This is a genomic window from Pseudocitrobacter sp. 2023LY-00077 (assembly GCF_055796175.1).
This window is the reverse complement of the sequence record NZ_JBSPEI010000028.1, coordinates 16282-28246: the sequence shown is the minus strand read 5'-3', so window position 1 is coordinate 28246 and position 11965 is coordinate 16282. Positions and strand designations below refer to the sequence as shown.

The 11965-nt window shown below is 49.8% G+C and carries 20 protein-coding genes and 1 pseudogene; 2 read left to right on the top strand and 19 right to left on the bottom strand.

Annotated features, from left to right (window positions below; translation table 11 throughout):
- From ACWWFX_RS23425 to ACWWFX_RS23365, 13 genes and pseudogenes are all read right to left on the bottom strand, one after another.
- Nucleotides 1-217: pseudogene (locus ACWWFX_RS23425) on the bottom strand (hypothetical protein); the annotation flags it as partial.
- A gap of 57 nt (nucleotides 218-274) precedes the next feature.
- Nucleotides 275-622, bottom strand: a complete 348-nt coding sequence (gp17, locus tag ACWWFX_RS23420; RefSeq protein WP_415728429.1) for a tail completion protein gp17 — start codon at nucleotides 620-622, stop codon at nucleotides 275-277.
- On the bottom strand, nucleotides 619-1068 hold the full coding sequence (locus ACWWFX_RS23415; RefSeq protein ID WP_016150481.1) for an HK97-gp10 family putative phage morphogenesis protein: 450 nt from the start codon (nucleotides 1066-1068) through the stop codon (nucleotides 619-621). Before ACWWFX_RS23415 ends, gp17 begins: the two co-directional genes overlap by 4 nt.
- Complete coding sequence (locus tag ACWWFX_RS23410; RefSeq protein WP_473224888.1) at nucleotides 1065-1403, bottom strand: phage head closure protein; 339 nt, start codon at nucleotides 1401-1403, stop codon at nucleotides 1065-1067. The genes ACWWFX_RS23415 and ACWWFX_RS23410 overlap by 4 nt, the downstream gene beginning before the upstream one ends.
- An 8-nt stretch (nucleotides 1404-1411) precedes the next feature.
- Complete coding sequence (locus ACWWFX_RS23405; RefSeq protein WP_016150483.1) at nucleotides 1412-1732, bottom strand: head-tail connector protein; 321 nt, start codon at nucleotides 1730-1732, stop codon at nucleotides 1412-1414.
- Nucleotides 1729-1941: a hypothetical protein gene (locus ACWWFX_RS23400; protein ID WP_016150484.1), complete on the bottom strand. Its 213-nt coding sequence runs from the start codon at nucleotides 1939-1941 to the stop codon at nucleotides 1729-1731. The genes ACWWFX_RS23405 and ACWWFX_RS23400 overlap by 4 nt, the downstream gene beginning before the upstream one ends.
- Before the next feature lie 38 nt (nucleotides 1942-1979).
- On the bottom strand, nucleotides 1980-3188 hold the full coding sequence (locus tag ACWWFX_RS23395; RefSeq protein ID WP_473224887.1) for a phage major capsid protein: 1209 nt from the start codon (nucleotides 3186-3188) through the stop codon (nucleotides 1980-1982).
- Nucleotides 3189-3201: 13 nt separating this feature from the next.
- Nucleotides 3202-3855 carry an HK97 family phage prohead protease gene (locus ACWWFX_RS23390; protein WP_016150486.1) on the bottom strand — a complete coding sequence of 218 codons (654 nt, stop codon included), beginning with the start codon at nucleotides 3853-3855 and terminating at the stop codon, nucleotides 3202-3204.
- Nucleotides 3842-5071: a phage portal protein gene (locus ACWWFX_RS23385; protein WP_129256093.1), complete on the bottom strand. Its 1230-nt coding sequence runs from the start codon at nucleotides 5069-5071 to the stop codon at nucleotides 3842-3844. Before ACWWFX_RS23385 ends, ACWWFX_RS23390 begins: the two co-directional genes overlap by 14 nt.
- The gene (locus ACWWFX_RS23380; RefSeq protein WP_008323320.1) at nucleotides 5071-5256 is read right to left on the bottom strand and encodes a hypothetical protein; all 186 of its coding nucleotides are present in this window, start codon (nucleotides 5254-5256) and stop codon (nucleotides 5071-5073) included. Before ACWWFX_RS23380 ends, ACWWFX_RS23385 begins: the two co-directional genes overlap by 1 nt.
- 10 nt (nucleotides 5257-5266) lie before the next feature.
- The gene (locus tag ACWWFX_RS23375; RefSeq protein WP_473224886.1) at nucleotides 5267-7024 is read right to left on the bottom strand and encodes a terminase large subunit; all 1758 of its coding nucleotides are present in this window, start codon (nucleotides 7022-7024) and stop codon (nucleotides 5267-5269) included.
- Nucleotides 7024-7521, bottom strand: a complete 498-nt coding sequence (locus ACWWFX_RS23370) for a phage terminase small subunit P27 family (RefSeq protein ID WP_136397982.1) — start codon at nucleotides 7519-7521, stop codon at nucleotides 7024-7026. The genes ACWWFX_RS23375 and ACWWFX_RS23370 overlap by 1 nt, the downstream gene beginning before the upstream one ends.
- Nucleotides 7522-8342: 821 nt before the next feature.
- Nucleotides 8343-8699, bottom strand: a complete 357-nt coding sequence (locus tag ACWWFX_RS23365; RefSeq protein ID WP_473224885.1) for an HNH endonuclease — start codon at nucleotides 8697-8699, stop codon at nucleotides 8343-8345.
- A 29-nt stretch (nucleotides 8700-8728) separates the two neighbouring features.
- Between ACWWFX_RS23365 and ACWWFX_RS23360 the strand changes: the two genes are divergently transcribed.
- A complete protein-coding gene (locus ACWWFX_RS23360; RefSeq protein ID WP_473224884.1) occupies nucleotides 8729-8905 on the top strand; it encodes a hypothetical protein in 177 nt (58 codons plus the stop codon).
- A gap of 34 nt (nucleotides 8906-8939) precedes the next feature.
- Here ACWWFX_RS23360 and ACWWFX_RS23355 read toward each other — a convergent pair whose 3' ends face one another.
- Genes ACWWFX_RS23355 through ACWWFX_RS23330 form a run of 6 tightly spaced genes read right to left on the bottom strand, consistent with a single transcriptional unit; the run spans nucleotide 8940 to nucleotide 10871 of the window.
- Entirely contained in the window at nucleotides 8940-9170 is a 231-nt protein-coding gene (locus ACWWFX_RS23355) for a hypothetical protein (RefSeq protein ID WP_163208385.1), read from the bottom strand.
- Nucleotides 9148-9354: a hypothetical protein gene (locus tag ACWWFX_RS23350; RefSeq protein WP_072146181.1), complete on the bottom strand. Its 207-nt coding sequence runs from the start codon at nucleotides 9352-9354 to the stop codon at nucleotides 9148-9150. Before ACWWFX_RS23350 ends, ACWWFX_RS23355 begins: the two co-directional genes overlap by 23 nt.
- Complete coding sequence (locus tag ACWWFX_RS23345; protein WP_473224883.1) at nucleotides 9290-9580, bottom strand: hypothetical protein; 291 nt, start codon at nucleotides 9578-9580, stop codon at nucleotides 9290-9292. Before ACWWFX_RS23345 ends, ACWWFX_RS23350 begins: the two co-directional genes overlap by 65 nt.
- Before the next feature lie 7 nt (nucleotides 9581-9587).
- Entirely contained in the window at nucleotides 9588-10217 is a 630-nt protein-coding gene (locus ACWWFX_RS23340) for a glycoside hydrolase family 19 protein (protein ID WP_473224882.1), read from the bottom strand.
- Complete coding sequence (locus ACWWFX_RS23335) at nucleotides 10217-10498, bottom strand: phage holin family protein (protein ID WP_128111303.1); 282 nt, start codon at nucleotides 10496-10498, stop codon at nucleotides 10217-10219. The genes ACWWFX_RS23340 and ACWWFX_RS23335 overlap by 1 nt, the downstream gene beginning before the upstream one ends.
- On the bottom strand, nucleotides 10485-10871 hold the full coding sequence (locus ACWWFX_RS23330) for a phage holin family protein (RefSeq protein WP_456145664.1): 387 nt from the start codon (nucleotides 10869-10871) through the stop codon (nucleotides 10485-10487). The genes ACWWFX_RS23335 and ACWWFX_RS23330 overlap by 14 nt, the downstream gene beginning before the upstream one ends.
- A gap of 144 nt (nucleotides 10872-11015) precedes the next feature.
- Between ACWWFX_RS23330 and ACWWFX_RS23325 the strand changes: the two genes are divergently transcribed.
- Nucleotides 11016-11936, top strand: a complete 921-nt coding sequence (locus tag ACWWFX_RS23325; protein WP_456145665.1) for a hypothetical protein — start codon at nucleotides 11016-11018, stop codon at nucleotides 11934-11936.
- Nucleotides 11937-11965: the final 29 nt, after the last annotated feature.

Below are 11965 nucleotides of genomic sequence, written 5' to 3'. Positions count from 1 at the left end.
AGATTTCTGACGGAGAAGGCAGGCCGTTGATGTTCTCCTGCTCGGTAGAGCAAAGCGTTGTTACGTCGATATCCTGCTTCTGGCCACCAGTGAACTGAATTTCTTTGATGGTGCAACTCAGATCGAGCAAGGTTGCGGAGTCCATCGTTTCCTTGGTGGCTGTCAAGGAGGAAATAAGGATCTTCGTCAGTTGCGATTTTTCATACAGTGAGGACATATTTGTCTCCTGAAAATAGAAAACCCGCTGTAGCGGGTCTGTGAGTTAATGGATGTGTCAGACAGTAACCTGAAATTCCAGCGTCGCCCGGTAATACCGATTCTCTGGTTCATAACCAGGAGTTTTGCTTATATTGGTGGGATTGAGTGGCTTAACCGCCTGAAGCGCCATATCACGAAGATTCCGCGCCTCTTTGAGAGTCAGTGAGTAAACATCCACCTGGACCGATATCCCTGATTCGGCCTGTCCACAAAGAACATCAGCGGTCACATCAGAAATAAGTGAAAAAATCACCCATGGCGGCGATATCGAGGGCTGACCATCACTGCCAAGCTGGGCAACGTAAGGATAAACTTGTCCACCGGCCAGAGGCTTCAGCAAAAGATAAAGGTCATCTTCCGTCATTTACTCAACACCTCATCAATGGCCTGGTTCATGCGTTTCATAGCAACCTGCGCCGCCAGTTCTTCGCGGGTATCAAACGCAGGACGGACAAAAGGATGTGGGGGCATATTCACTGTACCCATTTCGACAAATCGCCAGTAAAACGCGTTACGTCGATCGGAGGCTTTCATTGAATTATCGCTGTTACCCGTTCGCATGTTTCGACCACGAATATGAACACCGGATGAAATATCACCGCGTTTACGTGATCGCTGCGTCAGCACCACAACGTTTTTCTTCAGCTTGCCGGTTCGTTCAGGCGCTCTTGCTATCACCTCGTCTTTCAGAACCTCAGCACCAGCTCGCGTGGCATCACGCAGGACTTTGTTGTTTTCGGCTCTGCTCAGTAACTCCAGATCGCGGGAAATCGCTTCAAGACCAGAAAAATCCAGACTGATATCAATCATTTTTCCGCTCCATTTTTACAGAGTATTTCCAGCCTGGTGGCTTTACTGTCGGGTATGGGAGGACCAATGATATTCAGTACCGCGCCTTTGAATGGCCCTGTCAGCACCTTTAATCTTGATGCAGCAGTCACATCACGCCGGAAACGGACCCACACCCGGATCGTTGCCTGCGCCGTTTCCGCACCCGATTGCAACTGCTCCCTGCCACTGATACCCAACACTTCCGCCCATATGGTCTTTCCCTCCTGCCACTCTTCAATCAGTTGCCCCGTTGTATCACGCACAGCAACATAGTTCAGGATAGTAACGCGATGGCGTAATCGACCTACCTGCATACTCCCTCCTACGTTCCCGGTCTTTTGCGGTGCTGTTTGAGAATTGCCTCAACACCAAATGGAATAGTATTGACGCTGTCGTGACTTACTGGCTCTCTGTTCTCATACCAGTGCGATACCAGCAACATCAGGGCCAGCTTGACATCGTCATCAATTACCAGTCCATCCGGGTCATCTTCCGGAACAGCGTCATCATAAAGATGGCGATTAACAATTTTTTCGGCATGTTTCAGAGAGGCGTTAAGGTACAGTTCCAGCATTACATCTTCGGCATCGTCATCACTGTCGATGCGGCATTGGTAGCGAAGCTCTTGTATGGATGGCTTCATTTGGTTTTCCCGCGTTTTGTTACCGCTGGCTCTGGATCTGACTCTGCAGCGACATGAACATCGCCACCACCAAATTTAATAATGCCAAGTTCGGCAGCAATTTCCTCAGCGCGGGCAGGTAGCTCACCGTCCGAATACACCCCTGCGGGAATGGATTCGACAATACAACCATCTGGGGACCACTTAAGTTCACGCAATAATTCAGGCATAAATTACCTCGAAAAATCGGGGCCGAAGCCCCAGAGAATTAAGCGCCAGTGCCGATCTGCAGCAGTTTAATGGCCTGAGAATCCACCAGCATTCCCCCGGTTCGTTTGGTGGTGTAGAAACCAACGAATGGTTTTTTGGTGTAGGGGTCACGAAGAATGCGGGTGCCGATGCGGTCAACAATGGTGTAACCACGCTTGAAATTGCCAAATGCAATTGCTTTAGCATCAGCAGCGATATCCGGCATCTGTTCGTTCTCTGCCACACCGTACCCGGCCAGAGAGGAAGGCTGACCCAGTTCCAGACCAGGACGCCACAGGTAGTTGCCTTCTGAATCTTTCAGGATTCGGATAGCAAACAGACTGTTATTGTTCATCATGAACTTAGCGCCATTACGATGCACTTTACGCAGTGTGTAGACCAGTTTGATGATCGCATCAGCCGTTACGCCTGCCGCAGCGCCAGAGAGAATGTGCTGGAGAGTACCAAATGCACGAGTCTTGTCCGGATCAAGCGTGGAAGCGTATGCCAGAAAACCTTTCGGCTTCTTCGTCCCGTTACCGCTGGTAAAGGCGATTTCTTCCTGCTCTGCAAACTCAATTGCCAGTTCGCTGTTGATCCAGTCTTCGACATTGAAAAAGGCATCATCCAGCATGGTTTGAGTCGCCTGCGGGTTACCGTAAATTTCTCCCATGAACGGCTCAATCTGACCGAGTTTAGACGCATCGGTTTCCGGGCGGGTATCAGTTTCACCAACCCAGCCGGAAGCCGTACCGCCGAGATTAACCAGTTTTTTATAGTTAGCGCCGCCGACTGTGATGGTTGTCGCCTCCTGGCGCATCACCACTTCATCTTTCAGAAGATTAAGGATCGTGCGATCCAGCTCTTCCGGCACGGCATAGCCACCATCTTCATCCACACCTACCTGCAGAGCTTTGCGTTCAAGTTCGCGCAGCCCGTCATCTTTACCCTTGCGCATAAAGCCAATGAAAGCGGTTTTATGTTCGCTTGCGGCTTTGCTCTGAGAACCACCGGCTGGACGTTTAACCTGCTTCAGTTCCTCTTCCAGCGCAGATTTAAGCTCATCCAGTTCAGACAACTTGCCGTTTAAGGTTTCAACCTCCCCCGCCAGCTTGCCCTTTTCCTGTTCAACTGCTTCCAGGCGCTTATCGTTCTTTTCTTTGAACGCATCAAACTTCGCCTGCAGTTCCTGCGCGACCTGCTCTACGTCTTTAACGTCAACTGACATAATTAACTCCTGATTAAAATTTGATGTTTTTCAGTGCATCCAGTGCGGTACTCACTTCATCAACATCACGCTGTGAAAGTGAGCTATAACCCCCGGCCATGAATGCTTTAGCCTGGGTGCGTGAGAGCCCAACATCGCGCAGGACTCGTTCAATACTTTTTTGAGAAGGGATTTCTCCGCGGGAAAATGCGCTTTTGACATCACTTACACGCGCTTCATCGTTCGACGGAAACGTGACGAGACTGACTTCCCACAGGTCGATCTCTTTGAGAAGGAACACGCCCTTAACACGGTCGTACTCCCAGTCTTTCAGCATGTAACCAATAGAAAGGCCGGTTAAAGAACCGGCCTTCATGTGGGCGTGTGCGCGTTTCGAAAGGGGGTCGTCATCAATAAGTAACCGGCCTTTAACATAAAGGCCAACCTCATCCTCTTTCATCTCAGTGTAAATACCGATGGGCTCATCCATACGGTGCTGCCAGAGTAATGCAGGGAGAGCATTCTTTTCTTTCCATGCCTGAAGGGAGGCCGAAAAAGCGCCTGGCACAACAACATCATCGTAGCTGTCCTTTACGCCAAAAACAGAGCCATAGCCTTCAAACTCCCCGCTGTCGCTGACAGACTTTAGCTGTAGCGGAATATCCAGCCGCTGTTTAGTCATCGGCATTATGTTGTTCCTCGGTTGTTTTGTTCTTGCTGCTGTCTGACGGCTTCGTCGTCATGTTCATTGGCGTAAGGTAAATATCTCCGCCTGCGCGTGGGTTAAGTTCTTCAAGTTCCCGGCAGTCATTTGGTGAGTAAATACCCCAGTTAATGCCTGTTGAATACGCCTCAAATCGCGACTTCATATCCCCGCGCAGCAATGCGCCGGCATTGAATTTTGCGTAGTACACACCCTGCTTTGATTCCTTCACCAGCCCGATGTTGATTCGCTGCTCAATACGGGTCATATACGGAACGAGTGAATAATTGATAAACCCCATGCCGAGATTTTCAATATTGTTAAACGTCGAGCGGTCAGTGTTCTGCACCATGTGCATCGGCACCCGGAACAGGCGGCATATTTCCTCCAGCTGGAATTTTCTGGTCTCAAGGAACTGACTGTCTTCCGCATTGAGAGCCATTGACTTCCAGTCCAGTCCCATTTCGAGAATCATTGGTCGGTGCGCGTTGCTCAGCCCGAGGTGACGATCCTCAAAATCTTTTTTCAGCCTTGCGTAAGCAGCATCAGTGAGCGTTTGTTCAGTACGGAGTACGCCGGAGGTAACCGCGCCATTTGAGAACAACCGCGCCCCATGTTCCTCTGTTGCCATTCCCAGAGATATTGCTTCTCTTGCATAGGCTATAGGGTTCAGTCCCACCAGCCCGTCAAAGGTAAGCGTTCTGACATGCCAGATATCATCCTGCCCAAGCACATCTGTTGAGCCATCGGGGAATGTTACCTGGTAAACCGGCTGCCACTGGCTGTTAAGCTTTGGTTCAACACACCCAGGGTCAATGGGAAGAAGCTCCACCACCTCGCCAAGCGCTTTAACTTTGTAGGCGTAAAAATTACCGCGAAGACAAAGACAGACAATGACCAGTTCCCAGAACTCCTGGGGGGTCATGTAATCATTTGGCTTCATCGTCAGTAATTTATGCAGCCTTTCGGAAGTCGCTTTTTGTTTACTGTTTCCGGTTATCTTGTAAAGGTTACAGGGCAGCATGCCCATCGACTCAGCAAGAACACGGATGCAACCGAAAACCGCTGTAAGCCGCATGGCTTTCTGGCTGCTTACCCTTTTCCCTGTATAGGTGTCGTAAGTCATTCCCACTGCTTCAGCGAGTTCTGCCGCAGTAGTGACAGGGGCATCACTTTTTTTGAACATTCCGGGGAAAAACATCAGTCAGTCCCCCCTCGCAATGTTTTCCCGGCCAGCGAAAGCGTGCGGGAAACCAGCCATGACCAGATAAGGCAAAGCATACCGGCACTGATTAAACCTCCTGGCGGATAAATCATCCATACACCAAACGAAAGCAAAATAGCGCCCATCACCCCGATCAGCGGGGCGAGAATCATCAGGATCATAACTGCCTCTTTATAATGAACGGACGCCGTAACTTTCCAGATGGTCAGAGAGGCTGTCCTGTTGTTCGCCGCCGTTTACAAGCATGCGGCTCATTGCGGTAAACAAGGCGGCAGGCCCGTCTATTTTCGCTTCTGGCGTGGATTTGTTCGGAAAAATATTGTCGTTTTTGTCAGGCTTGACGGTGACGTTAGACATCATCCAGTTCATAACCGGATGATTGCTGTGATGAAAACGCCCGCCATAAACCAGAGACTCCACCTCTTTCATTGACTCAGAAAAGTTTCTGACCGTCTGCGGAACCTCCACCAGCGGTACACCCTCTTCTGCCAGAGCCAGGCTAAACTGCGTTGCGCTCCAGGGGTCGAACCCTGTTTCCTTCAGGTTTTCGCCGCTAATCCATTCCAGAAAATCTGCTTTAATCTGCGCATGATCAATAACATCACCATCGGTCAGTTCCAGCTTCCCAAGCTCAGCCCATTTGCGATACATCTGCGCCATTTGAGCGGAACATTTTTCCAGTCGCCCTTCTGGTAACCAGAATTTAAAGTCTGCGTGCGCATGGCCGTTATCTGCCCGCCAGAGTTTTACCGCAGCGCAAATATCAATCTTGTGGGCCAGATCCACGCCAGCCCACATCGGGTAAGTTCTCAGCTCATGACGGGGGGCGATAAACTCGCAGTTTTCCCACTTAATCATGTCCATCCAGGCTGACTCAGCGGTCACCCAGATATTCATGTGTTTGGTGAAAAAGTTAACCCTGGCGGAAACCTGTTCTTTGGCCTTCTTAGCCAGACGGCGAAGGTCATCCCAGCGCTTACAGATACCGAGTCCGGGGTTAGCCTTTTGCCAGACCGTTTCATCAAACGGATCATCATCCTTATCCAGCGTGAAGATAATGGCGAAAAAGGTATCATCCTTCACCGCGCCTTCCACTTCGCTGTTATAGCCACGCAGCACCTTAATGGCATAATCGCGCAGCTCGTAACAAATCCCTTCTTTGTTAAACCCGGCTGTCGTTATGCCAAACAGAAGAGACTGCAATCGTGCGCCGGTTGCAGTCTCCAGAACGTCCCAGACATCACGGGTTTTATGCGCATGAAGTTCGTCGACGATGCCACAATGGATATTGAGACCATCCAGATTGTTGGCATCAGAAGAAAGTGGCTCAAACTTTGATGCTGTCTGCTCCTGGTAGATCGCCAGTTTATTGAACTCAAACAGTCGCCCCAGTGTGGGTTTCGCTTTTTTAACCATGTTTTTCGCATCTTCAAAAACGATGCGAGCCTGATCCCGCGTTGTCGCTGCGGAATAAACCTCTGCCCCGCCCTCACCATCGGCGCCAGCCATATAGAGACCAACGCCAGAGGATAATGTCGACTTGGCGTTTTTACGGGCTACCTCGTTATATGCCGTGCGAAACCTGCGGACCATCACAGGACGGCTACTGCCATCATTACGCAGCACAATTTCGCCTGTTTCTTCATTTACCAGGGGGATAACAAAACCGAAGATGTTGATCAGAATGAAAACATGCCAGTCCATCAGCTCAATCGGCTGGCCTGCCAGTGCTCCTTTAACATGGGGCACGAATTTATAGAAATTGAGGATATGTTGTGCGCGGGGCTCGCTGAAATAGATGCCACGTTCTTCACCGTGCTTCAGATCATCAAGAAATCGCTGACAGGAAAGACGGACAAATTCACAGGCGATAACTTCCCCGGCAACGACGCGTTCGGCATAACGTATGCCATCAGAAACTTTAGCCATCAGTCCCTCGAATTAAGAAATTGACTTAACAGATCATCATCGTCTGGTTTGTCTTTACTGACCTTAGACCTGCTGGAAGGAGTCATACCAAACTCCGCTAACATCGCGCGAAGTCGCTTCCAGGCATCAGCTTTCATCATGGCTGCCGGATGCGGCTTGATCATGCGTATTTCACGCTCTTTCCCTTCATCAGCATCATCATCGCTGTATACCGCATAGGTATAACCTTCCCGATCCAGCGTTTCACAATGATGGCGGTATTCCGTATATGCCTCTACCAGCAACTCCAGAGCCCTGGCATCCAGCTGAGATATGACGCCAATGGCATCAAGTTCTTCAGCCATCCGCTTAAACCAGTACTTCCCCTGCTTGTCGAAATGCTTGGGAACTGGGGGGACCCCTTTAGGTGGCTGCGGCTCGTTATTGTTGATCGGTCGTTTGGATGGGTTACCCCTCACCAAACGCAGATGGGTAGGGGTTTTCGGCGGTCCTGACATAATCGAAAACTCCTATTAATCATCAGCTGGGGGACCCCAAAAAAAGTTTTCTAACCTGCGGCGATGTGAAGAAAGGCTAGGCGGCGGTCCTTTGGGCCTTGGCCTACAGGGATTTGATCCCCCCCCTCCCTGTCGTCATTCAAATGGGAATAGATATCATTTAACAGCTTCATGCCCGATTTTCGCCAACTTCCGGCTTGGTGGTCCGCTGTTACCAATCCGAGGGCTGAACACCTTGTTTATATCCCATCCCGCCCTGAGTCGGTACTCAATCGAGTTCCGGGAAATCCCCAGATAATCAGCCCATTCATTAAGACACATCGTCTTACCATGAGCGGTATATCTGCGACTTGAGTTCTCACGCATTGCCCTTCTCATCTTGTCTACGCCTCGCTTCTGGTTACATACGGGGCAACTTGGCACAAGATTGTCGGGCTTGTTGTTGGTCTTACAGTCATCGAGGTGATCGATGTGAAGAGTGTCCCAGCCCACAGTCTTGGCACACCAGTGGCAACTAAATGGACCAGCGCCATATTTGTCGTAATAAACCTTGCGATGCTCATAAACCCGTGAACTACCGCATGCCAAAGGATGATCTGGCGCATACACCAGGAGATACCCTCCAGTGTGCACCAGCTTGCCATTCTTCCTGGTGCTAAGTTTCTCTGTAGAGCCATGGCGCCTAACGCGCATGTAGTGCTTCTCGCAATACGGGCTATTGCGGGACCGTACCGATAACCCGCATCTATCCACTACACAGATGGTATGGGCGTGCGAAAGCCCTGAATCATTCGATGATCCAGTCATGTTCACCTCAATATTTAAAAGCGCTTCAGCCGTTCAACAGCCGTCTTGGATTTATGGCAGGCATAACAAATGGATTCAAGGTTCGAATCATCATCGGTACCCCCATGTGCCTTAGCCTTGATATGGTCAACGGTTGTGGCCGCGACAGCACGTCCACTACGCAGGCAGTTCTGACACAGATGATTATCACGCCTCAGGGTGCGGGCGCGTTTGATGTCCCACTTGCCGCCGTAGCCACGCTCATGGCGGCTCTTACCCTGCTGATGCTGTTGCCAGCCCTCATTGCGATGCTGCTCACAGTAGCCTGAACGGTCCGTAGTCGTACCGGGACAACCTCTCTTGCGACATGCGCGAGGGATTAACGCTGGCATGGTTCAATCCTCACGGAACCGTAAAGCGTATGCCGCTTCACTTCACCGTTATCTGCTGTCATGTAACCACGCCCATCGGTAACGGCGGCGATTACTTCGCCCTTCTCATCGTCAGCAGTGAAGACATGCTTAACCTCAATACCATCGAGAAAAACAGCGTATCTCTCTACACCGAGATTAATCTTCCTGCCGGGATCGTCATCTAATACAGTGAGACGCATATAACCTCCGCAGGCTTCCTTAAGTGAATGAGATGCCAAAACTAACCAGCACGGCTTTCTTTTCCTCTATACGGCGATCAAGTTCAGCCACTGCATGTGGGCGAATAGCATCGAGAAAGGCTTTATCCTGATAGGTAGACTGGATTGTCACACCAAGCCCATCACCACTTTCCAGCATGCCTTTCTGTCGCTGTAGCTCTTTCATTCCGTTATAGATGTAATGCGCGTTACTTAGGTTCTCTACGTTCACGGCCTGGCTCCTTCATGCAGTTAGCCTGCACTGATTTGTTGTGCGCCAATATGTCCCGCTTCGTCTGTTTATCCAGCACAGCAATATCGTGCTCAGTAAGGTAGATGATGCTTACCCAGTCACAGGCCGTGTCCGTTACTTCGGGTTTTGCGGGTAAATTTTTCGCGCAACTCGCGGTCAACATCGTCATCAGGAAGATGATTAACAGTCTGCTGTACATCCCTGGCTCCTTTTGTTGTCTCTACCCGGCGTTCAGCAACAGCTTCAGTAGCTGTTGCACGTTCTTCAGTGCGTTGCTGGTCCGCTTTTGTTTCGGCGATACTTGTACCGCGTGATTTACCCAGACCAAAAGCACCTGCAATTGCAGCCAGCGCTGCAACAACCAGGCCAATAATCATTTCAAGTCCCATAGTGACCTCACATCAGCACAGATTTTGCCAGGTTAAACAGCGCGCGGCGTTTATCCAGCCCGTTACGTCCGCCATTGATAAGCAGCGTGACGCGCTCCACGTCGCCGGAATGGAGCAGGCATCCGTGCGAGACATAGAACCATGCAGCTGAGCGAGCAGCATATTCATCCTGTTCCAGCAATTCAGGCTGGGTTACAAGGTCCAACTTCAGCGCGTGGCCACAGTTGCGGTAATTGCTGAGCCCGGTGATTTGCTTCAGGCCGCGACCGCGATATTTCCAGCCATCACCAGCAACCAGGTTGCCCAGGTTCTTTTTGCCCCACTCACCGCCGTAAACCAGATTGGCTATCGCTTTCTGATTTGCCGGTTGCGTTGCCGTTCTGCCGAGTGCAGCGGCCTGCTGGTGGGTAATGCGGTGACTGCCGAAGTTGGGGACAAGGTTTTCCGCCGCATAGTTCAGGCTTTCCACCAGCCGGGTGTACCCACCTGACTCATGCCCCATTTGTGCAATGAACATGGCCTGATCGAGCGGTGCCGTGATACCGAATTCCTTCATGGCAGCATCGATATGTGAAAACCAGCGTGAAGCGAGCCCGGCGCTAATGCCAGCCGCCTTTTGAAATTGTGATTGGTACATTATTGCCTCAGATGATCAACCAGGCGCGCAACGTTGCCTCTGACGGCCACCAGCACGGAAAGGAAAATAATATTGGCCCCAATAGTGGCCCATGAGGAATGAGGATAAATGCCACACAGATAAGCCAGCGGCACAGCGCTGTAAGTGACCGTAATCAGCCAGGCTAAACGCGAAACCCACGGACGGTGGCGTGAATCACCACGACGATAAAACATCAGGGTAATCACCACCCCGGCGCAGAGCAGAGCGTTTAATGTTGCAGTTGGATCATTTAGTACCACCTGAACCTCCCCGGCGCGTTATCAGCGCCACCAGCGAGCCGATATCCTGGTTGTTCAGGAACGTCAGGATTTTGACGGCTAATGCAGAAATAATTACAGCACCGATAGCGTCCAGAGGCTTATCACTGTAACCGGTCCAGGCAGATAACTTTGAGCCTACCAGCCCAGAGCATAAGATCCCGGCGATATACGACACTATGAAATATGCCAGCCGGCGGGTTGCACTCATATCAGCTGCTGTGGCGATGTAGAATACGGCACCTGCAAATGCGCCAAATACCACACCATAATCGGTGCCTGTAAGCAAGCCATAGATACTTGCACCCGTCAGAGCGGCACCAGCTAAGCCAGTGCCGGAAATCGGATCGGACATCGGTCCCCCTCAATGCTGTGAATCCTCTCAATATGAGGGGAAAGAAGGCCGCCAAGCGAATCAGATTTAAAATTGAAACTCAGATATGGTGATCTCAATTGCATGGCGATAAAATAAACGGTCCACTATCGAATGGAGCGATTCATGATTTTTCTTCGAACAGAAAATGGCAGTGAAAAAGTTGACGACTGGGCGTTAATCACTTCGAGACCAACCTTTGTTGCCAAAATAGCAAAAGGCGATCATCAGTTTGAGGAGATTATTGGTTACTATAAATTTAAGGAAGAAATCCACTGTGGTTTAACAGGATGCAACCAGCCACATCAAATGGGTTACATCGTCAAAACCTCAAGCGGTATAGAAACCAACATCGGCAACAAATGTGGAAAAAACGAATTTGGAGTTGAATTTGGTGAAAATGTTCTCAGTTTCAATAAATTCATGCAACTTGAAACGAACCGAGAAATTCTTAGTAGCGCAAAAGATAAATGTGATGCATGGCAAAAAAACATTGAAGCACTACGAAGCGCCAAGCCCACTATTGATTATCTTTCGTTTGCTATCGAAAAAAGTAAAAACTCCAACTTTTCTGGCCGGCTTGGAGCTGCAGAAATCCGCCTTTTAGAAAAAACGCAGACTAGCATTGTGACTCTTTCAGAAGTTGAAACTGATAAGAAGACCAGAACCATTCTTTTTGCGATGAATAAACATATGCGGGAATCCGGTGAGGCAACGAGCGAATACGACATGGGGAAAGTATCATTCAGCCACGTACTGTTACCAGAGAATAATCTTCGCAACTTATTTGTATCAATGAATGAAGATATCAAAAAAATAAGCGCCATTGATCTATCAACAGCGCCGAGCCCTGAGATTGCTGAAGTTGCCAGAATCGCCGACACAATTGAAGAACGGATCAAACAACTTAAAAACCTAAAACATCAAGCCGGCAAGTTCTTAACTAAAAAGAACCTAATGCCTATCGCCAATAAAATAAAATATTCCACGACAGCAGAAGAAATTGAGTTTCAAAACTTTATGAGCTTTTTAAATTGGCTTAAATAATGAAAAAGCCCCGAAAGGGGCTTCTTGTT